A 21012-nucleotide genomic window follows, 5' to 3' on the forward strand; every position below is an offset into this window, starting at 1 on the left:
CCAAGGCTGGTTCGTGTGCACCGCGTGTCTGGATCTGTTGGTGGGCGGGCTGGCGAACCTGCCCGCCCTGTACGACGACTGCGTGCGCCGCGAGGAAACTGGAACGCTACAAGTCCGCCGCCGCGGCTCCCGGAAGAACAGATCCATCGATCCGATGAGCCCGGCCGCCGTCGACACCCGTGCCGCCATTCGCGTCGTCCTCGAACACTGGGCGGGCCTCGTCGCCAGTGAGCGCCGCGTCCAGCCTCCCGACCGGGACATCCGGGTGCTCACCGGCTTCCTCCGGCGGCACGCCGAATGGCTGGCCGCCCACCCGGCCGCGGCGGAGGCGGTGGACGAGATCAGGGATCTTGTGCTCTCGGCCCGGCGCGCCGCGTACCCGAAGGGCGGTGCGCGAAGCCGTGTCGGCTCCTGTCCGAACTGCAGCGGTGAACTCGTCGCCCTGATCCGCGCCGGGGACGACGCGCTGCCGTCCGAGATCGTGTGCACCAGCGTGCCCGAACACGCGTGGCCGGCCGCGCGCTGGGCCACGCTCGCCCGTGAGATGAGAAGAGGAACCCGGTGAAAGGCACGGATCCAGGCCGTAGAAAAGGAAGAACCAGATGAGCGCCGAGACCCAGAAGACGGGCCTGACCGCCGATGACGTCGCCGCGATCTGGCGGATTCCCAAAGGCACCATCTACCGGTACGCGCACGAGTCGAAATGGCGCCGCTACACCCACGACCGTCGGGTGTACTACCACCCCGACGACGTCATGGCCACGCTCGACCCCCCTGGACGGGGCTGACGGCCCCGGCGGGGCCGCCAGCCGCGTTCAGGAACGCGGGTGCGGGCAGTCGAGCCGCGCCTGGAGGATGCCGTTCCAGAACGTCGTACGCGCCCGCAGCGCCGCGTTGACGGTGCTCTCGCAGTCCGCCCACTTGCCGCCGTCGTCGCCGCACAGGTCGACCAGCATCTGCATGGCCATCGGGGTGTGCTCCTCGGCGTCCACCTGGATGTGCCGCCGCAGGTAGTCGACGAAGGTGGAGAGCCTGCCGAACTCGGCGTTCAGGGCCGCGACCTGGTCGAACATGTCCGGGATCAGGTCCTCGCGGCCGAAGGCGAACGCCGCCGCCTGGCAGTGCACCGGCGCGTTCTCGATGAGCTGCCACGTCGAGCGCACGAACTCCGCCGCCGGACGCGGCACGCCCGCCTCGGCAAGGGACGGGAGGACGGGGGCGCCCGCCCGCAGCAGGTCGATGAAGGAGTCGATCCGCGACGTGTCCGCGTTCGCCTGCCGCATGCCGGCCACGTAGAGCTCGAAGTGGCTGATGAAGCCCGTGCCGAGTTCGTCGCTCTCCTCGACCAGGACGATGTCGTTGATCAGGCGCCGGCTCCCGGTCGGACCGTCCGGGACCCACGGCACCCGGACGCAGGTCAGGCGCCGTTGCAGGCTCTTCAGCAGGGACATGAAGTCCCACACGGCGAACACGTGGTGTTCCATGAAGGTCACCACCGCGTCCACGGTGTTGAGCTCCCGGTAGATCGGATGGCCGACGACGTGCAGCCGGGCCGGTTCGGTGGCTTCCTTGAGCTTGGTGATGGCGGGAGCCTCGTCGCCCCATTCGTACCGTGACATGTGCTGCCCCATAGGTCGGTGCCGGGTCTCTTGCGCCGCGGTGGTGGTGCTCCGCTGGTCAGTCGCTTTCTGACACGCTCGTGTGCATGTGCTTCGTCAGGCGTGGCCGCCACTGGTAGTAGGACTGGATCTTGTAGTACTCGCCGTCCGCGGGCGACGTGGCCACATAGACGGCCTTGGGGTCGTCCACGCCGTAGGGGATCGTCCTCAGGAAATGCTCGATCTTCGGGTCGGCCGCGTCGAACAGCGACAGCGGGTCCTTGCTGATCGCGGAGTAGCAGAACCGCTGGATCCGCGACGACTCCCAGTTCAGCGTGGCGTAGAAGCCGAACGACCGCCGCGCGAAGTTCATCATCAGCTCGCTCGGCGCGGGCATCCCCATCTCCCGGAGCATCGTGCGGACCTTCTCCGGGGCGAGGCACGCGTCCACCTCGCCGAAGTACACGTTCATCGTCCGGTGCCCGTAGTCCATCCCGACCAGCGTCACGTTGTCGGCGAGGCCGTGGCGGGCGAAGAAGTCGAGGTTGTCGGCGAGGGCGCGCGGCATCGAGGGCACGTCGGCGAGTTCCGACAGTTTCTGCATGCTGTCGCCGGGAAAGCACGACCATGCCTTCTGGAAGCCGCCGACGACACCGAAGTCGATGCCGTAACCCTCGATCGGGAAACGTGCCTCGATGTCGGCGAGCAGGGCGTCGACGGGATGGCCCGTCGCCTCGACCAGGCCCTTCGACCGGGCGAGGGCATGGGGGTCGACGGGCGGGAGCATCATCAGGTGGCAGTTGAGCTCACCCGCGTGCCTTACGTCCGTCGCCACCCGGAAGAGGATGGCGGCCCGCGGAAGAGCCTCCTCGAACGCGGTGACCAGCGGCCAGACCCTGTCGCGCGCGCACGGCACGTCCAGCAGTCCGGTCGCTTTCTCGATGGCCGAGTAGAACTCTTCCGCGGCCTTCCTGGACATCTGACACCTCCACTTGTCGGGAAAACGGCGGTTGTGCGTCGTGGCTTACGCGTCCAGGTAGCGCTGGATGGTGGGGGCGAAGGTCGCGACGAGCTCGTCGGGCGACGCCGACGCCATCGGCTCCATCCGCATCACGTAGCGCAGCATGATCACGCCCACGACCTGCGTCACCACCGCGTTGAGGTCGAGCCGCGGCACGTCGACCACCGCGCCGAGGCGGTCGACCAGCAGGGCGGAGAAGTGGTCGCGGAGCAGCGCCGCGCCCTCCTCGCTGGTGGTGGCGGCACGGATCTTCCCCAGCAGCCGCGGTCGCAGCTCGGGGTTCTCCCAGGCGGTCAGGGACATGCGGAAGAGGCGCTCACCCAGCCGGTCGCGGGGACCGGCGAGCGCCTCCTCGAAGACCTTGTTCGCGTACGAGGCGAGGTCCGGTGGACCCGCGTCCTCGATGTCGGCTCCGCTGGACACGCGTCAGGCCCTGACCTCGCCCTTGATGTACTTCATGGCGAAGTCGTAGGCCCGGTCGCCGAACGGGGTGCCGTACTCGATCGACCTCGCGACCGTCGTCCCGAAGTGGACCCCCGCCCACACCCGGCTGGTGGCGCAGTCCTTCACGAACCCGGTCCAGGTGGGGTAGTAGAGCTCAAGGTCACGGGCGGGGACGAGGCCGGGCTCGGTCAGGGACGAGCCCTTGGGGATCGGGCGCCGCCATTCGAGCTTGTCGTCGCCGAGGAAGCGCCGCGCCGCCTGCGCCTCGGCGGCGCACAGCGTGGTGGACCCGGACGGGTACTCGGGGTGGTCCCCGACGGGGATGAAGCTGGTCCACTCGTTTCCGGGCATGTCGTGGACGGTGCCCTTGCCGACCCCGCCCCAGGAGCTCACCTTGCGGTCGCCGTACACCTTCCGGATCACGGTGAACGGGCGGGGCGCGTCCCACCTGCGCTTCTGGTGCCAGCAGGCGATGAGGTCGTCGAGCTGCGCGATCGCGCTCATGAAGTGGAGCTGGACCCATTTGTCCAGGTCAAGGTTGTGGGACAGCGCCGCCGCCTTCGTCGCCTGCCCGATGCCCAGGAACTTGTTGTCGAAGAACTCGGTCTTCACCTTCTGCAGGTCGGTGAGCGCGGCCGAGGCGGCGAGGATCTCGTCAGCCGACTTCTTGTACTTGGCGCGGTCGGTGTAGTCGGTGTGGTCCGGCCTGGCGATCTTGAAGGGGGACGGGTCCTTGTAGGTGTAGGGCTTGACCCTGCCGAAGTGCGGGGTGACGAACCGCTGGATGATGAAGATGCCCTTGTCGCCGGGGCCGCCGCCGACCCGCCGCCGGTGCGGGCCCATCGCCGGCTGCCAGCGGCCGGGCTCGGGCAGGTCGTACGCGGTGTTCCTCGGCTCGTACCCGGTGTAGTCCTCGAACTGCCTGCCGTGGTACTTGGGGCCCTCGTTGCCGAGGAAGTTCATGCCGTCGTTCTGCCGGGCCCTGACGACCGACTTCCCGGCGACGTTGCCGATGCCGACCGGGGTCGCCAGGTTCTCCGAGACGTCCTCGGGGTCGAGCCCGATGATCGTCATCACCGCCTTCACGGCGGCCAGCCGCTCCGGGTACACGGCCTTGATCACCTGGAGCGTGGCGTAGATGGCGGCGATGTTCCGGTTCCGGTTGGTCGCCGACTCGGCTCGGGGACGGCGCGGGATCCGGGAGTGGACGCCGACGGCGGTCCGGTGGTACGGGGCGAGCGCGTCGAACCACGCGGTGCACATGATGTGCTGGATCCAGATGATGAGGGAGGCGTCCATCGGGCCGAAGATCTGTTCGCCGCCGAAGGACTGGTCACCGGCCCTGTCGATCAGGTCGCTGTGGAAGTTGTCGTTGTCGAAGTCGAACTCCAGCCCCGGCGGGGGCGGTGCGGCCGGTCCGGGGGAGGGGGCCGCGGCGGCGGGCTCGGCGTGGCCCAGGGCGGCCAGCGCGGTGGCGGACGCGCCGCCGAGTCCGCCGAGCAGCAGCGATCTGCGGCGCATGGAGAGGTCGGAGTCGGCGGAGGAGCCGGCTGACGTCATGGGGTGCTTCCTTACTCTTGGGGGATGAGTGGGCGCCGGTCCGTGCTACCGGCCGTTCAGGAAGAGCTTCTGCTGGAGCACCGAGAGCTGGTAGTAGGAGCAGACCTCCAGGAACTCCCGCTCGGCGGTCCATTTGACGGCGAAGAGGTTGACCCGCTCGCCGGTGTACGTGCGCGGAGCGCTCGTCGCGAAACGTTCGATGTGCGGTTCCAGCCGTGTCGGCAGCGCTGAGACGCGCAGGCCGCGGCGGGGCGGCGGGGCGAGGGCGACGCGGGTGATCCGCGGCGAGTCCCAGCCCAGGGTGATGTTGGCCCGCAGGGACCGGTGCGCGAACTCCAGCAGCCGCTCGTCCGGTTCGGCGAGTCCGATCTCGTGGAGCAGGGCGCGGACGGTCGCCACGCTCGGATGGCCGTCCGCGCCGAACTGGAAGTACAGGCTGACCGCCTCGTCCCGGTAGTTGATCCCGACCATCGCGACGTGCTCGAGTCCGTGCCGGGCGAACAGGTCCGCGTTCTCGGTCACGGACTTCGGCATGGACGGGAGGGCGGCGATGTCCGAGAGGCTCCGCAGGTCGTGGGGGAAGTGCGCGTAGAGCTTGCGGAAGCCGCCGCGCACGCCGCAGTCGACGAAGTGCTCGGCGACCTCGCAGCGCGCCCGAACCTCGGCGAGCAGCGTGTGGGCGGGATGGTCCGCCGCGGTGACAAAACCCCGCGACAGGGCGTGGCCGTACGGATCGCCGATCTCCGACGGCACGGCGAAGGCGAAGTTGAGTTCCTTCACGTCGTCCTCGCCGACATGGACGCTGAAGGCGATGCCGCTGTCCGCGAAGGTGCGCCGGTAGGTTTCCAGGATCGGCCACACCCGTCGCCGGTGAAAGGGGACGCCGAGTATTCCGGCCGTCTCCGCGAGATCCGAGCAGAGCTTCTCGGCGGTCGTTTCTTCGGACACTGTGCTCCTGGCGTTCGAGGCGGGACGCGCCGAAACGGGCCCCGCTCAGGCGGTCGGGTAGAGGCCGAAGCGCCGTTCCCGGCCCTGGAGGTCGCTGAGCGCGACGTCGAAGTCGGCTCGCGTCATGTCGGGCATCAGGACGTCGCAGAAGAAGATCTCCGCGAACGGCGACATCAGCGGGAAGAAGGACGAGACGCGGGCGTGTCCGCCCGGCCGGATCATGTAGTCGACGGGCTCCCGGATGTAGGCGTTCTCGGCGAGCAGTTCCTCGGTCATCACCGGGACCTTGCCGTTGAACCTGTTGAAGATGTCGATCACCTCGCGGGTCAGGGACATCCCCAGCACGAAGTGAAGGGTGAAGCCGGCGTCCTTCGCCGACTTGTCGCGCAGCGTCCGGAGCTCGGTCACCCAGCGTTCGGGAACGACGGCGAGCGTCCCGGAGAACTCGAAGTTGAGCCGGTGGTGGCATCGGCGCACCACCTCGGTGAACGAGTCCATCGCGACGGCCACCGCGCGCGGCGACCTGTTGTAGTTCGCGATGGAGGAACAGGCGACGTAAAGCGTCGAGAAGCCCTCGTCCCGGGTCCAGTCCGCGAACTCCAGGATCTTGTCCGTCATGGCCGCGTAGCTTTCCTCAAGCGAGACGCCCTGCTTCTGCGACCAGCGGCGCATTCCGTCCGGCAGCAGCATCATGGTGGGCACAACGATCTCCTTTGCTCTCACCGAAGGCGGGGTGCCACCGCGTGGAGCCGGGCGCCGTCCGGGGAGGCCGCCGGGTCGACGGTCCAGCGGCCGAGCGCCATCTCCGCGGTGATGCCGGGGCCGAAACCGGCGATCACGCCGGTGGCGCCCGGTTCCGGGGGGTCCTCGTCGAAGAGCCGGCGCATCGCGTCGAGGACGACGGCGCTGGCGATGTTGCCGTATTCGGTCAGGGTCGCCCAGCTGTGCCGGAACATCTCGCGGTCGACGTCGAGGAACTTCGCGAGGTCGTCCAGGATCCGGGGGCCGCCGGCGTGCACGATGTAGAAGCCGAGCCCGCGGACGTCCCAGCCGAAGTCGGCGGCGAGCCCGCGCAGCACGGGGGCCAGCGGCTCCATCGTCCCGGGCACCCTGCGGTCCAGTTGGAAGTGGAAGCCGGTCGCGCGCACCGCGTAGGAGATCCACTCCTCGGTGCCGGGGATGAGATACGAGGCGTTGCGCTGCAGCGCCACCCCGGTGCCGCCCTCGCCGCGGACCACCGCCGCCGCGACCGCGTCGCCGAACAGCCCGTCGGACAGCAGCGCGCCGATCGAGTCGTCGTCGGGCTGGTAGCACAGCGAGCACAGTTCGCACGAGACGATCAGGACGTTGCTGCGCGGGTGGGCCAGGCAGAACTCCTGGGCCCGGTTGATCGCCGCGCCGCCGGCCGCGCACCCCAGTTGGGCGATGGGTATCTGGCGGGTGTCAAAACGGAACCCCATGGTGTTGATCAGCCATGCGGTGAGCGACGGCATGAGGAATCCGGTGCACGAGACGTAGATGATGGCGTCGATGTCCTCGGCCGTCACCGCCGCGTTGGCGAGGGCCTGTTCGATGACCTCGGGGCACCGTCTTTTGGACTCGATCTCGTAGACGCGGTTGCGTTCCTCGAATCCCGGGTGCCGGAGCGCCTGGTCGAGCGGCTGCACGATGTGCCGCTTCCGCACACCCGTGTTGCGGATCAGCCGCAGCGCCAGCGAGAGCTGCGGCTTTCCCGCGTGGATCTGTTCCGCGAAGTCGAGGGTCTCCTCCATGGTGACGACGTACTCCGGCACCATGACCGAGGGCTTGCACAGCGTTGGCACGTCCGGAATCTGCTTTCTTCAGAGCCTGCACGTCAGGTGTCTCTTCGGTGCGTCATGCCGACTTCGTCGCGCACAGCACGGCCGGCACCGGAATGACGTCCGGCGGGAGGTCGGCCGCGTCCCTGGTCACCGCCCGGGTCACCGTGAAGCCGCACTCCTCGAGCCAGCTCACGTAGGTCGACAGTTTCTGTGGACCGCCCTCGCCCATCGTGCAGCCGAGGAAGAACGCGGGAAAGAAGTCCACGTTGTAGTTGTCGGCGTCCTGGACGTTCTCCGGATACACCGGCACCAGAACGCAGACCTGGCCGCCCGGCTCCAGCGACCTGCCGACCTCCGCCAGGATCCGGACCACGTTGCGCTTGTCGAACATGTCGAGGAAGTGCTTGATCAGAACGGTGTCGAAACCCGTCGGGACGCCGTCGAAGACGTCGCCCCCGATGAACGAGCACTGCTGCTCCAGGCCGTGGTCCTTGAAGTTGCGCAGGCACTCGTCCTGTTTCTCCGGGAGGTCGAAGGTCGTCACCCGGAGGCCGGGGACGGGCTTCAGCCGGTGCGCGTCGATCGCCCCGAGCCCGGTGTTGCCCGCGAGGTCGAGCACGTTCGCGCCCGGCGGCAGGTCGATGTTCGCGAAGAACCAGGGGTCGATGTTGGCGGTGACGGCGTCCATCAGCGTGGCCCAGGAGTCACGCAGGTCAGGGTGGTCCGCGACCGCGCCGTAAAGGGTCCCTTCGGCCCCGTAGAGCTCCTTCAGGCCGACGAGTGTTCCGGTCCGCGCGCTCTCGGTGAGATGGAACAGCTGTCTGAGCGCGACGACCTTGATCATGTTCAGGTAGGTCAGCGCGCGTCTCAGGTCGCGCTCGGCGACGTGCGCGAGCGCGTCGAGCGTGTAGGTGCGAGAACCTTCGTCGTAGGCGACGAAGGTCTCCTTGACGAGCAGGAACAGCAGTTGTTCCACCGCGTCGGGCCTGACCCCGACCCTGGCGCCGAGGTCGGCGGCCGTCATGCCGGGCCGCTCGCGGAGCGCGTCGATGACGCCGAGCTCAAAACAGGACAGCAGCGTCATGAACCGGGTGGGCCCCACCATGTACTCGCGGAACCGCGCGAGCACCGCCTCGGGCGTCATCGGACCTGTCCCTCCCGGTCCGCCATCCGCTCGTTGATCCGCCGGGACAGCGCGATCCGCTGCACCTTCAACGTCGCGGTCCGCGGCAGCTCCGCGCGCGGGATCTGGATCGGGTCGGCGAGCTGGGGGAAACCGGCGGCCGCCGCGCGCCACCTGACCCGGTCCAGCGGCCTGTCGTCGGTGGTGCACAGCACGGGGATCGCCTCGGCGCGCGGCCCCTGCACCACGACGAGCTCACACAGCTCGTCCAGCTCGCCCAGCAGCAGGTCCTCGACCTCCAGCGAGCTGCGCACTCCGGGGATCATGTCGACCTCGCGGTCGAGCATGTGCAGGCAGCCGGCTCGGGTGCGGTAGCCGACGTCCCCGGTCCGCCACCAGTCGCCGAACCGGTTGGCGTCGTACCGTTCCGGCTCACCGAAGTAGGTCTTCGCCAGGCCGCGCCAGGCGACCTCGATGAAGCCGGGGTTCGTCTCCGACACCGGGCGCCCGTCCCTGCTGACCAGGCGGACCTTCGCGCAGCCGAACGGCATCGGCCACCCGACGCAGCGCCCGTTCACCTTGTGGGCGGAGCCGCGGAGGTAGGCGCGGCCGACCGCCGGGCCTACCTCGCTCTGCCCGTAGATCTGGAAGAACAGCGCGCCGCGCCGGGAGGACGACCGGAGCAGACGGCTCATGGTCCTCGGGTGGATCGCGTCGAACGTGCTGCTGAAGTACTTCACCGACGCGAAGGGACGGCGCGGGTCGTCGGCGAGTCCCTCCCACTCCATCAGCGAGTTGGGCAGCGCCTCGACGAAGTCGGGCCGGTGCGCGAGGAACGACTCGGCGACCCGGTCGGGCGCCGACTCGTTCAGGAGCAGCACCGGCATCTCCTTCAGGAGCGCCAGCGCCATCGCCGCGACCATGCGGGAGTGCACGAAGGAGATGTGGATCGCGACCGTCTGCCTGGCGCGCATCAGGGAGAGCAGCCGCCACTGCGGTCTGAGGCGCAGCCCCTGGGTGCGGGGGGTGTGGACGACGAGCTTGGGGATCCCGGTGGTGCCGGACGTGTGCGTGATCACCGCCGGCGCGTCGATCGGCCGGACCACCGGCCGTACCCGCGGCGCCCCGGCGAGCTCACCGAGCGACCGGGCGCCCGGCCGGTCTCCGGCCACGATGAGCACCCGTTCGGCGAGCTCAGCGAGCGGCAACTCGGCCAGCGCGTCGAGTTTGGGCGCGTCGGTGAGCAGGCTCGGCCTGCCCACCCGCCGCATCAGGGCGCCGACCGTCACGGCGTCGAGGCCGGGCGACAGCAGCACCGGGACCGCGCCGACCCGGGAGGTCGCGGCGGCGAGCACCCAGCCGTCGGCGTTGGCGCTCTTGTGGATCACGACGTACTCGTCGGGGCGGACCCCTGCCGCCCACAGGCGCGCGGCGAGGTCGTCCACGTGGTCGGCGAGCTGGGACACGGTGAGACGCCGACCCGCCTCCGGGAGGACGTCCAGGTCGTGGTCGAGGTCGATCGGTGTCGCGGGATTGACGGCGGCGGCCATCTCCGGCAGGAGGCCGATGTGGAGACCGCGTTTCTGTATCGATCGGTAGGCGGTGGAACCCTTCATCGGGACTGACTCCCTAGCGTTGGGCGGCTGGCTGTGGGTGAGACCGCGTGTTGACGGCGCGACGGGCTTGACGCCGGGCGGATCAGGGCGGATCAGGACGGGCGCGCGTGCGCGCGCAGCGCGGTCCGCAGGCCGTCGGCGACCCGTTCGACCTGCTGTTCGGTGAGTTCGGCGTGCATGGGGATGGCGAGGCCGCGCGCGAAGAGGTCCGCCGACACGGGGCAGGTCAGCGCCGTCTCGTAGGCGGGCTGGAGGTGGCTCGCCCACGTGCCGTGCCCGCACCCGATGCCGCCGGCGCGCAGGTCGGCGGCGACGCCCGCCCTGTCCACGCCCGGAGCGAGCATGACCAGGTAGGACTGCCAGGCGTGGGTACGGTCCAGCGGCACGTGCGGCAGGGTGAGGAGCTCTTCGTCCTTCAGGAGTTCGGAGTAGCGCGCCGCCACCGCGCGCCGACGGTCGAGCAACTCCTCGATCCGGCTCAGCTGCACCTGGAGGATTGCCGCCGCTATGTCGGAAAGCTTGTAGTTGTAGCCGGTCTCGTGGAAGACCGGGATGGGGAGGCCGACCACCCGCGCCTGGTCGACGATGCTGCCCAGACCGAAGGACGACCGCAGCCGCACGTCGGCGGCCAGCGCCCGGTCACCGGTGAGCAGGGCACCGCCCTCGCCGCTGGTGATGCCCTTGCGGCCGTGGAAGGACAGGCAGGCGACCGGTGCCAGCGCGCCGGCGGGCCGTCCCCGGTAGGTCGCGCCCACCGCGCACGCGGCGTCCTCGATGAGGAACAGGCCGTGGCGCTCCGCGATCGCGTTCAGCTCCGTGTAGTCGGCGGGAAGCCCGACGGTGTCGACCGCGATCACGCCGACCGTGCGCGGTCCGACGAGGTCCGCCACCGCCCGCGGGTCGACGGTGCCGGTGTCGGCCCGCGCGTCGGCGAAGACCGGGACCGCGCCGACGTACCGGACCGCGTGGGCCGGAGCCGGGAAGGTGTAGTCGGCGACGATCACCTCGTCGCCCGGCTCGACGCCGAGCGCCAGCAGGGCGAGGTGCAGCGCGGCGGCGCAACTGCTCAGCGCGACCGCCTCGCCGACCTCGAAGTGCTCGGCGAGTTCCCGTTCCAGGGCCTTGCCGCGCGGCCCCTGGCCGGCCGGCCACTCCGAGGCGAACACCTCCGCCACGGCCGCCAGTTCCCGTTCGCCCAAGCTGGCGTGCACCAGCGGAATCGTGTTCATCCTCGGCCGGGCCTCACGTTCTGCGGTGGGACGGGCGGTCCGTAGCGGAGTGGCGTGATCTGGTGGACGTCGTACCGTTCGCGGAGCTCCCGCACCGCGCCGGAGTCCACCGACCGGTCGGCCGAGAAGATCTCGACGATCTCCTCGAAGTACCGTTCGTGATCGGGCGCCGGATGGCTCTGGAACAGCATGCGGGCCGGTGCGTCGCCGGCGTTCCGGAACGCGTGCGGGCATCCCTCCGGAACGAACATGCAGCTTCCGGGGCCCGCGCGGACGGGGCGGTCGCCCTGTGCCGACTCCCAGTCCTGCCAGCCCTCGTCGGTGCGGACGGCGGGCGGGAACGCGAACAGTTCGAGTTCTCCTTCGAGCACGTAGAAGAACTCCTGCGAGCGTTGGTGTGTGTGCGCTCCCACGTCGAACCCGGGCGGGACCACGACCTCGAAGGACGACGCGACGGCCCCGTCCTTCCCCGTGACCTTGAAGGTGATCTCCTGGGCCTTCGTCACCAGCCTCCGCCCCTGACCGGGCGGCACGATGAGGCCACTCATGCGACTCACTCCTTTGGCGGCGCCACGCCGACGGCCTGTGCGGACCACCGGCGTGCACGAGACAGGCCCGGGCAGCCGGGATCCCGGCGCGGGGCGGTGAGCGCGTGCGCCTTACGGAGGGCCGAGCCCATCCTGCGCCGCAGAAACAAGAAGCCCGGAATCAACCGCCACATCAGGGGCGAGATCCGGGCAGACAAGCATACTTATAGGTTCTTCAGGCTCCGATTGTCAACCCTCACCCCTCACGCCTCCCCGCCCTCGGGCCGGGGGGGGGGGGGAGGAGGGAGCCTCGTGGCCATGCTCGGCCGTGGCCGCACCCGTGGCCGCTTCTGACGGCGGCGGCGACGGAGCCCGGCCCCCTGCGCCGTTTTAGGCGGGGGAGGGGTCGGGCCCGGCGGGGGGTCGGTCCGGGGCGACGGACCTGCCTCGGGCCGGGCCCGGGTCTTTAGATGCGGTTGACGCCTTCGGCGCGGGCCTGGGCGGCGACCGCGGCGATGACGGCGGGGGCGACGCGGTCGTCGAAGGGGCTGGGGATGATGAAGTCCTCGGTGAGTTCGGCGTCGGTGACGACGCCCGCGAGGGCCTCGGCGGCGGCGACCTTCATGCCCTCGGTGATCGAGTGCGCCCGGACGTCGAACGCGCCCTTGAAGATGCCGGGGAAGGCCAGCACGTTGTTGATCTGGTTCGGGAAGTCGCTGCGGCCGGTGGCGACGACGCGGGCGTGCGCGCGGGCCACGTCGGGGTGGACCTCGGGGGTCGGGTTCGACAGCGCGAACACGATCGCGTCCTCGGCCATGGTGGCGACGGCCGACTCCGAGACCGTCGAGCCGGACAGGCCGATGAAGAAGTCCGCGCCGCGCAGCGCCTCCTCGGTCGAGCCCTTCAGGCCCGCCTTGTTGGTGTCGGCGGCCAGCGCCTGCTTCACCGAGTTGAGGCCGTCACGGCCCTCGTAGATGAGGCCCTTGCTGTCGGACACCGCGATGTCGCCGACGCCCGCGTTGAGCAGGATGCGGCAGACCGCGACGCCGGAGGCGCCCGCGCCCGCGATGACGCCGCGCATCTCCGAGAGCGGCTTGCCGATGAGGCGCGAGGCGTTCTTCAGCGCGGCCAGCGAGACGATCGCGGTGCCGTGCTGGTCGTCGTGGAAGACCGGGATGTCGAGGGCGGCGCGCAGCCTGTCCTCGATCTCGAAGCAGCGCGGCGCGCTGATGTCCTCGAGGTTGATGCCGCCGAACGACGGGGCGAGGCGGATGACCGTCTCGACGATCTCGTCGACGTCGGTGGTGGCCAGCGCGATCGGGACCGAGTCGACCCCCGCGAACTCCTTGAACAGCAGGGACTTGCCCTCCATGACGGGCATGGAGGCGGCGGGCCCGATGTCGCCGAGGCCGAGGACGGCGGTGCCGTCGGTGACCACCGCGACCACCTTGGAGGTCCAGGTGTACTCGTAAGCCAGTTCCGGGTGGTCGGCGATGGCGGTGCAGACGCGCGCGACGCCGGGCGTGTAGGCGAGCGAGAGGTCGTCCTTGTCGCGGACCGGGATCGTGGAGCGGACCTCGAGCTTGCCGCCCACGTGGAGCGCGAAAGCCGGATCGTCGGAGTAATCGGGAAGGTCAGTAGCCACAGCGACCCCACTGAAGAAGAAGTTTCGGATTTCGGGCAGACGCCATAGGAGAACACCCAACCTTCTGGTGGGGGGGTGTCTGGGATGGTCGCCTCTCGATGAGGGAAAACACGGGGGTCACCCGTCCAGCGATTGTGACATACCCGCGCCGGAGGGGAAACCGTGGGTCCCCCGGGGAACGTTAGGTGGGAGATAGGTCACTCTTGTCCGTTTCGTCTGGATCGCTGGTGCCCGATGGCGCCCTACGGCATTATTTAGCCTCGAAGCAAAAGGCGCAATATTTCTCCTGAGATTGTCTTGCCTCTTGGCCGGAACTTGTGCATCGGTGTGGCGCGGGTCTCAGTCCAGGTCGTCGTCATCGTCGTCGTCCAGCCGGGCCAGCCACGTCGCCAGCCGCTCCACCGGCGTCTCGAACTCCGGGTTCAGGTCCACGAACTCCACAAGCCGCTCGGCCACCCACGCCAGCGAGACCTCCTCCTCGCCGCGCCGGGCGACGAGCTCCTCGATCCCGCGATCCGTGAAATACACGCACAGCCTCCTGCTCGCGTTGTGCCGTCTCAGGTACACCGAAGGCCCCGGTGCGGACACCGGGGCCTTCTGAAGGGCTCTAAGCGCCGGGGAAGAGGCGCTGGAGGATGGCCTCCTGCTCGGCCAGGTGGGTCTTGGCGGACCCGACGGCCGGAGACGAGGAGGCGGGCCGCGACACCAGGTTCAGCTTGGTGTCGAGGTAGGCGGGCAGCACCAGCGCGAAACTGGGCCAGGCGCCCATGTTCTTCGGCTCGTCCTGCACGTACGTGATCTCCACGCCCGCCGGGTACTTGGCGATCTCCGCCCTGATCTCGTCGATCGGGATCGGGTACAGCCGCTCGATCCGCACGACGGCGGTGTCGTTGGCGCCCGCCTTGTCACGCCGGGCCGCGACGTCGTAGTAGATCTTGCCCGTGGTGAGCAGCACCCGCCTGACGCCCGCCGGATCCACCTTGTGGTCGGGGATGACCGGCTGGAACGCGCCCGAGGTGAACTCCTCCGCCGCCGAGGTGGCGGACTTGGAGCGCAACAGCGACTTGGGCGTGAACACCACCAGCGGCTTGCGGCGGTTGGACAGGGTCTGCCAGCGCAGCATGTGGAAGTAGTTCGCCGGAGTCGTCGGGTAGACGACCGTCATGTTGTCCTGGGCGCACAGCTGCAGGTACCGCTCGATGCGGGCCGAGCTGTGGTCCGGGCCCTGGCCCTCGTAGCCGTGCGGCAGCAGCAGCGTCACCGACGAGTGCTGGCCCCACTTCTGCTCGCCCGAGGAGATGAACTCGTCGACGATCGACTGGGCGCCGTTGGCGAAGTCGCCGAACTGGGCCTCCCACATCACCAGCGCGTCGGGGCGCTGGAGCGAGTAGCCGTACTCGAAGCCCATCGCGGCGAACTCGCTCAGCAGCGAGTCGTGCACGTAGAACTTGTTGGTGCCCTGGAAGAACTGCGACAGCGGGGTGTGGTCCTCGCCGGTCTTGCGGTCCACCAGCACCGCGTGCCGCTGGCCGAAGGTGCCGCGCCGGGAGTCCTGGCCGACGAGGCGCACCGGGTGGCCGTCGATGAGCAGCGACCCGAAGGCCAGCAGCTCGCCGGTGGCCCAGTCGATCGCGTTGTCGTCCACGCTCTTGACGCGCCGGTCGAGCACCGGCTGGAGGCGTGGATGCACCGAGAAGCCCTGCGGCAGCGACGCCTGCGTCTCGATGATCCGCTTGACCGTCTCCTGGCTGATCGCCGACCCGGCCGCCGCGTGGTCGATCGGGATGCGGTCCTCGTCCGGCGGGCGCACCACCGCCCCGGGCGGGGTCGGGTGGTTGACCGCCTCGCGCACCTCGGTGAACGCCCGCTCAAGCTGCTGCTGGTAGTCCTGGAGGGCCTGCTCGGCCTCCTCGACGGTGATGTCGCCGCGCCCGATCAGGGCCTCGGTGTACAGCTTGCGGACCGAGCGCTTGGCGTCGATCAGGTCGTACATCAGCGGCTGGGTGAACGAGGGGTTGTCCGCCTCGTTGTGGCCCCGGCGCCGGTAGCAGACCATGTCGATGACGACGTCCTTCTTGAACGCCTGCCGGTACTCGAACGCCAGCCGCGCGACCCTGGCGCACGCCTCGGGATCGTCGCCGTTGACGTGGAAGATGGGCGCCTGGATCATCCGGGCGACGTCGGTGGAGTACACCGACGAGCGCGAGTACTCCGGCGCGGTGGTGAAGCCCACCTGGTTGTTGACCACGATGTGGACCGTGCCGCCGGTGCGGTAACCGCGCAGCTGCGACAGGTTCAGCGTCTCGGCCACCACACCCTGCCCGGCGAACGCCGCGTCGCCGTGGATGAGGATCGGGAGCACCGAGAAGCCGGACTCGCCGATGTCCATGACGTCCTGCTTGGCCCGGACGACGCCCTCAAGGACCGGGTTGACGGCCTCCAGGTGCGACGGGTTGGCCACCAGCGAGGTGTGGATCCTGTGGCCGTTCCACGCCTGGAACTCGCCCTCGGCGCCCAGGTGGTACTTGACGTCGCCGGAACCCTGCGCCGACCGCGGGTCCAGGTTGCCCTCGAACTCGCCGAAGATCTGCGAGTAGGACTTGCCGACGATGTTCGCGAGCACGTTGAGCCGGCCGCGGTGCGCCATGCCGACGACCGCCTCGTCCAGGTTCGCGGTGGCCGCCGCGGTGATCACCGAGTCGAGCAGCGGGATCAGGGACTCGCCGCCCTCCAGCGAGAACCGCTTCTGGCCGACGAACTTGGTCTGCAGGAACGTCTCGAACGCCTCCGCGGAGTTGAGCCGCCGCAGGATGTGCAGCTGCTCGTCCCGCGAGGGCTCCTCGAACGCCGGGTGCTCGACGTGCTCCTGGATCCAGGCCCGCTCCTCGGGGTCCTGGATGTGCATGTACTCGATGCCGACGGTGCGGCAGTACGACGCGCGCAGCACACCCAGGATCTCGCGCAGCCGCATGGTCGGCTTGCCGCCGAACCCGCCGGTGGCGAACTCCCGCTCCAGGTCCCACAGGGTGAGGCCGTGCTGGAGGATGTCGAGGTCCGGGTGACGGCGCTGCTTGTACTCCAGCGGGTCGGTGTCGGCCATCAGGTGGCCGCGCACGCGGTAGGCGTGGATCAGCTCGTGCACGCGGGCGATCTTGGCGATGTCGTTCTCGTGCGTCGCCGAGATGTCCTGGACCCAGCGGACCGGCTCGTACGGGATGCGCAGCGACTCGAAGATCTCGTCGTAGAAGCCCTGCTCGCCGAGCAGCAGCGCGTGCACGGTCCGCAGGAAGTCGCCCGACTGGGCGCCCTGGATGATGCGGTGGTCGTACGTCGAGGTGAGCGTCATGATCTTGGAGATCGCCATCCGGGCGAGCGTCTCCTCCGACGCCCCGGCGTACTGCGCCGGGTACTCCATCGCGCCGGCGCCGATGATCGCGCCCTGGCCCGGCATCAGGCGCGGCACCGAGTGCACGGTGCCGATGGTGCCGGGGTTGGTCAGGCTGATCGTCGCGCCCAGGTGGTCCTCAAGGGTGAGCTTGTTGGCGCGCGCCTTGCGCACCAGCTCCTCGTAGGCCGCCCAGAACTGGCGGAAGTCGAGCGTCTCGGCCGACTTGATCGACGGCACGACGAGCTGACGCTGGCCGTCCGCCTTCTTCAGGTCGATCGCCAGGCCGAAGTTGACGTGCTCGGGCCGCACCATGGTGGGCTTGCCGTCCACCTCGGTGTAGTAGGCGTTCATCTCCGGCATCGCCTTGAGCGCCTGCACGATGGCGTAGCCCAAGAGGTGGGTGAAGGAGACCTTGCCGCCACGACCCCGCTTCAGGTGATTGTTGATCACGATGCGGTTGTCGATGAGCAGCTTGGCCGGGATGGCGCGGACGCTCGTCGCCGTCGGCACCGCGAGGCTGTTCTCCATGTTGGCCACCGTCTTGGCGGCCACTCCACGCAGTTTCACCTCCTCGGCACCCGCGGCCACCGGCACCGCGGGCGCCTTGGGCGCGGCCTTGGCCGGGGCGGGGGCGGGCGCCTTCGGGGGCGCCGCGGCGGGCGCCTCGGGCGCCGCGCTGGTCGTCGGGGCCGCCGCGGACGCGGCGCCGTTCACAGGCTGAGTGGGCTTGGCGCCCGGCTGGTAGTCCGCGAAAAAGCTCCACCAGGCACGGTCGACCGTCTCGGGGTCTTCCAGGTACTTCTGGTAAAGCTCATCGACCAGCCACTCGTTGGCGCCGAAATCGCTCAGATCGGCAGGGGTGTGCGACTCGCTCGACACGGCGGAGATCGCCCTCTTCCGCAGCTCGCAGGTGGGTTCTAAACGTCCATAAGGCTACTCGCCCTGACGAGCGCGCGCTGCCGTGACCTCCGCCGTACCGTTCGGCCACCCCTGTCCGTGGGCGGCGGAAGGGTGCTGGTGCACACTAGAGCCCGATTCGGTTCGGTGCTACCAATGGGTACCGGCGGTGGTGGACGCCTTGGTCCACGGGTCGGTCGCACCGTCCGCCGCAACGTCAACGTCAGGGAGTGCGAACAATGTCTGAACTGCGGTACGACGGCAAGGTCGCGATCATCACCGGCGCCGGGCACGGCCTGGGCCGCCAGCACGCGCTGGAACTCGCCGCGCGCGGCGCCAAGGTCGTCGTGAACGACCTCGGCGGCGACCTGCACGGCGACGGCGCGTCGGTGGGCCCGGCTCAGGAGGTCGTCGCCGAGATCGTGAAGAACGGCGGCGAGGCCGTCGCCAACGGCGGCAACGTCGCCACCGAGGAGGGCGCCGCCTCCATCGTCCAGGCCGCCCTGGACGCGTTCGGCAGGATCGACATCGTCATCAACAACGCGGGCATCCTGCGCGACAAGTCCTTCAAGAACATCAGCACCGCCGAGTGGGACGCCGTCATCGCCGTCCACCTGCGCGGCGCGTTCCTCGTGACGAAGGCGGCGTGGCCGCACCTGCGCGAGGCGGGCGCGGGCCGGGTCGTCAACACCTCGTCCCCGGCGGGCCTGTTCGGCAACTTCGGCCAGGCCAACTACTCGACGGCGAAGATGGGCCTGGTCGGCTTCACCAAGACCCTCGCGGCCGAGGGCGCCAAGGCGGGCATCAAGGTCAACGCGATCGCGCCGGTGGCCTACACCCGGATGACGGCCGACCTCTTCCCCGCCGAGTTCGCCGACAAGCTGGGCGTCGAGCAGGTCACCCCGCTGGTGGCCTACCTCGCGCACGAGTCCGTGCCGGACAGCGGCCAGACCTACACCGTCGGCGGCGGCCGGATCGCGAAGATCTTCGTCGCGGAGGGCCCCGGCTTCACCAAGAAGGACGGCCTGAGCGTCGAGGACGTCGCGGCGAACTGGGAGCAGATCTCCGCGCAGGACCCGATCCAGGTGTTCGCCAACATCGGCGAGCAGACGCTGGCCACCTTCCAGGCGCTCTCCTAGCGTGGTCGCCTTCACCCGCCGGGACGGGGTGGCGACGATCACCCTGTCCCGGCCCGAACGGCTGAACGCGATCACCCCGGAGAACGTCGAGGAGCTCATCGCCATCCTGGGCGGGCTCAAGACGGACCGGGAGACGCGCGTGGTCATCCTGACCGGCGAGGGCCGTGGGTTCTGCGCCGGGATGGACATCCAGGGCGGAGGCGGCGAACGGGACACGTCCGAGGTGTCCGAGGGGAAGATCCAGCGGCTGTACCGGGGCATGGCCCGGGCCGGGGAGGTCGTCCTCGGGCTTCGGGAGATCCCTCAGCCCGTCGTGGCGGCGCTGCGCGGGCCCGTCGTGGGGATGGCGTTCTCCTTGGCGCTCGCGTGCGACCTGCGGGTGGCGGCGCCCAGCACGCGGTTCACCGCGCCGTTCCTGAACCTCGGGTTCTCGGCGGGCGACCTCGGGCTCACCTGGCTGCTGCCCCGGCTGATCGGCACCGCGCGGGCCGGGGAGATCTTCTACCGGGCCCAGAAGGTGGACGCGGAGCGCGCGCTCGACCTGGGGCTCGTCACGGAGATCGCCGAGGACGACGTCGCGGGAGCCGAGGCGCTGGCGCGGGAACTGCTCGACCGTTCCCCGTTCGGCCTGCGGCACACCAAGGAACTGCTCAACCTCAGCCTCGACGCGCCGGGGCTGCGCACCCATCTGGCGGTCGAGAACCGCACCCAGACGCTCGCGTTCCTCACCGAGGACCTGGCCGAGGGGATCACCGCCACGATGGAGAAGCGGCCGCCGCGCTTCCGCGACCGCTGACCGCACACGAAGGGCCCCTGGGACGTCTCGCCTCCGGGGGCCCTTCGCGGTCTCCTTGCTCCTACTCGCTGAGGGTGAGCGCCGCCTTGGGGCAGGAGCGGACGGCGTGGCGCACCTTGGCCTCCTGGGCGGGCGGGACGTCCTCGACGAGGACCGTGAGGTTGTCCTCGTCGTCGAGGTCGAAGACGTCGGGGGCGAGCCCGACGCAGACCCCGTTGGCCTCGCACACGAGATAGTCGACGGTGACCTTCATGTCCTGTTCCTCCTCAGCCGAAGCGCGCGGGCGGCCCACGGAAATCGCCCGGCCCCACTCTCCGAATCTCGTTCGGTTTTGTCAACGGGGTGCGCGCCGCCCGACAAAAGTAGAACACGTTCTAATAGACTGCGGCAACCGGCCTCCGGGCCCGGTCGGCGCGGCGCACTGTGGCCGAGCACACACGGCGGTCCTCTGGGCTGGCGGACGCGCATGCGGAAGGGTTTTGCATCCGTCCGGAAACCGGTGCGGCCCGCCCGCGCCACCCACCCCGCTCACCTGTGACCTGTGACGAAGGCAAGAACACGATGACGCAGACCCTGCCGGAGATGCCCGAAGACCTCCTGCGCGCCGCACTGAACGCCAAGGGCTTCATGCCGCCGGACGAGGGCGTCGCCCTCTACGAGACGGCTCTCCAGTACGGCCGCCTGGGCCCCCTCCTGGAGGTGGGCACCTACTGCGGCAAGTCCGCGATCTACTTCGGCGCCGCCGCCCGCGCCGCCGGAACCGTCCTGGTGACGGTCGACCACCACCACGGCAGCGAGGAGAACCAGGCGGGCTGGGAGCACCACGACCCGTCCCTCGTGGACCCGTCCACGGGCCGCATGGACACCCTCCCCGTCTTCCGCAGGACGATCGACCGAGCGGGCCTGGAAGACGTCGTCATCGCCGTCGTGGGCACCTCCAAGACCGTCTCCGCCCTCTGGTCCACCCCCCTGGCCCTCCTCTTCATCGACGGCGGCCACAGCGAACACTTCGCCCAGTCCGACTACGAGAACTGGTCCGCCAAACTCATGGTCGGCGGCTGCCTCGCCATCCACGACGTCTTTCCCAACCCCACCGAAGGCGGCCAAGCCCCCTACCACGTCTACCAACGAGCCCTGAATTCCGGCGCCTTCAAAGAAGTCCGAACCCAAGGCTCCCTCCGCCTCCTGGAACGCACCTCCCCCACCAACCCCCTCACCCCGTCCTGACCCCACCAACCTGCTTGACGCCCCGCCGAAAGCCCCGCGGAGCCGGCCGCGA

At 69.6% G+C, this 21012-nt stretch carries 20 protein-coding genes; 5 read left to right on the forward strand and 15 right to left on the reverse strand.

The window, feature by feature from the left end; translation table 11 throughout:
- The first annotated feature begins 40 nt into the window (after positions 1–40).
- Positions 41–565 (forward strand): hypothetical protein, encoded by a 525-nt coding sequence (locus LO762_RS03065; protein ID WP_230612128.1) that lies wholly within the window; start codon positions 41–43, stop codon positions 563–565.
- Between the two features lie 37 nt (positions 566–602).
- The gene (locus tag LO762_RS03070) at positions 603–788 is read left to right on the forward strand and encodes a helix-turn-helix domain-containing protein (protein ID WP_230612129.1); all 186 of its coding nucleotides are present in this window, start codon (positions 603–605) and stop codon (positions 786–788) included.
- Positions 789–815: 27 nt separating this feature from the next.
- Here the strand turns inward: LO762_RS03070 and LO762_RS03075 are convergent, their stop codons facing one another.
- The 14 genes from LO762_RS03075 to LO762_RS03140 all read right to left on the reverse strand — a co-directional run bounded on the left by LO762_RS03075 (position 816) and on the right by LO762_RS03140 (position 17780).
- Positions 816–1619: a DUF3050 domain-containing protein gene (locus tag LO762_RS03075; protein WP_230612130.1), complete on the reverse strand. Its 804-nt coding sequence runs from the start codon at positions 1617–1619 to the stop codon at positions 816–818.
- A 58-nt stretch (positions 1620–1677) separates the two neighbouring features.
- The gene (locus LO762_RS03080; protein WP_230612131.1) at positions 1678–2577 is read right to left on the reverse strand and encodes an aromatic prenyltransferase; all 900 of its coding nucleotides are present in this window, start codon (positions 2575–2577) and stop codon (positions 1678–1680) included.
- Between the two features lie 45 nt (positions 2578–2622).
- Positions 2623–3042 (reverse strand): hypothetical protein, encoded by a 420-nt coding sequence (locus LO762_RS03085; protein WP_230612132.1) that lies wholly within the window; start codon positions 3040–3042, stop codon positions 2623–2625.
- 3 nt (positions 3043–3045) lie between these two features.
- Complete coding sequence (locus tag LO762_RS03090; RefSeq protein WP_230612133.1) at positions 3046–4623, reverse strand: DUF6851 domain-containing protein; 1578 nt, start codon at positions 4621–4623, stop codon at positions 3046–3048.
- A gap of 45 nt (positions 4624–4668) precedes the next feature.
- Positions 4669–5571, reverse strand: a complete 903-nt coding sequence (locus LO762_RS03095; protein WP_230612134.1) for an aromatic prenyltransferase — start codon at positions 5569–5571, stop codon at positions 4669–4671.
- A 45-nt stretch (positions 5572–5616) separates the two neighbouring features.
- The gene (locus LO762_RS03100; protein WP_230612832.1) at positions 5617–6264 is read right to left on the reverse strand and encodes an undecaprenyl diphosphate synthase family protein; all 648 of its coding nucleotides are present in this window, start codon (positions 6262–6264) and stop codon (positions 5617–5619) included.
- Between the two features lie 26 nt (positions 6265–6290).
- Positions 6291–7394 (reverse strand): type III polyketide synthase, encoded by a 1104-nt coding sequence (locus tag LO762_RS03105; RefSeq protein ID WP_308103221.1) that lies wholly within the window; start codon positions 7392–7394, stop codon positions 6291–6293.
- A gap of 52 nt (positions 7395–7446) precedes the next feature.
- Positions 7447–8517 carry a methyltransferase gene (locus LO762_RS03110; protein WP_230612135.1) on the reverse strand — a complete coding sequence of 357 codons (1071 nt, stop codon included), beginning with the start codon at positions 8515–8517 and terminating at the stop codon, positions 7447–7449.
- Complete coding sequence (locus LO762_RS03115) at positions 8514–10112, reverse strand: AMP-binding protein (protein WP_230612136.1); 1599 nt, start codon at positions 10110–10112, stop codon at positions 8514–8516. The genes LO762_RS03110 and LO762_RS03115 overlap by 4 nt, the downstream gene beginning before the upstream one ends.
- A 92-nt stretch (positions 10113–10204) precedes the next feature.
- Positions 10205–11323: a DegT/DnrJ/EryC1/StrS aminotransferase family protein gene (locus LO762_RS03120; protein WP_230612137.1), complete on the reverse strand. Its 1119-nt coding sequence runs from the start codon at positions 11321–11323 to the stop codon at positions 10205–10207.
- Between the two features lie 14 nt (positions 11324–11337).
- Complete coding sequence (locus tag LO762_RS03125) at positions 11338–11889, reverse strand: cupin domain-containing protein (protein ID WP_230612138.1); 552 nt, start codon at positions 11887–11889, stop codon at positions 11338–11340.
- A 445-nt stretch (positions 11890–12334) separates the two neighbouring features.
- Positions 12335–13513, reverse strand: coding sequence for an NADP-dependent malic enzyme (locus LO762_RS03130; protein ID WP_230612139.1), 1179 nt, complete (start codon positions 13511–13513; stop codon positions 12335–12337).
- Between the two features lie 339 nt (positions 13514–13852).
- The gene (locus tag LO762_RS03135) at positions 13853–14041 is read right to left on the reverse strand and encodes a DUF6104 family protein (protein WP_230612140.1); all 189 of its coding nucleotides are present in this window, start codon (positions 14039–14041) and stop codon (positions 13853–13855) included.
- A gap of 79 nt (positions 14042–14120) precedes the next feature.
- Positions 14121–17780, reverse strand: coding sequence for a multifunctional oxoglutarate decarboxylase/oxoglutarate dehydrogenase thiamine pyrophosphate-binding subunit/dihydrolipoyllysine-residue succinyltransferase subunit (locus LO762_RS03140; protein WP_230612141.1), 3660 nt, complete (start codon positions 17778–17780; stop codon positions 14121–14123).
- Positions 17781–18037: 257 nt separating this feature from the next.
- On the opposite strand from LO762_RS03140, the gene LO762_RS03145 reads away from it, so the two are divergent.
- Together LO762_RS03145 and LO762_RS03150 are read left to right on the forward strand one after the other, a co-directional pair.
- Positions 18038–18937, forward strand: a complete 900-nt coding sequence (locus tag LO762_RS03145) for an SDR family oxidoreductase (protein WP_230612142.1) — start codon at positions 18038–18040, stop codon at positions 18935–18937.
- 1 nt (position 18938) lies between these two features.
- A complete protein-coding gene (locus tag LO762_RS03150) occupies positions 18939–19733 on the forward strand; it encodes an enoyl-CoA hydratase/isomerase family protein (RefSeq protein ID WP_230612143.1) in 795 nt (264 codons plus the stop codon).
- A 61-nt stretch (positions 19734–19794) separates the two neighbouring features.
- On the opposite strand, the gene LO762_RS03155 is transcribed toward LO762_RS03150, so the two are convergent.
- Positions 19795–19986 (reverse strand): ferredoxin, encoded by a 192-nt coding sequence (locus tag LO762_RS03155; RefSeq protein WP_230612145.1) that lies wholly within the window; start codon positions 19984–19986, stop codon positions 19795–19797.
- Positions 19987–20294: 308 nt separating this feature from the next.
- On the opposite strand from LO762_RS03155, the gene LO762_RS03160 reads away from it, so the two are divergent.
- Positions 20295–20960, forward strand: a complete 666-nt coding sequence (locus LO762_RS03160; protein ID WP_230612147.1) for a class I SAM-dependent methyltransferase — start codon at positions 20295–20297, stop codon at positions 20958–20960.
- The last annotated feature ends 52 nt before the right edge of the window (positions 20961–21012 follow it).

It is taken from the genome of Actinocorallia sp. API 0066 (assembly GCF_020991275.1).
GTDB lineage: Bacteria > Actinomycetota > Actinomycetes > Streptosporangiales > Streptosporangiaceae > Actinocorallia.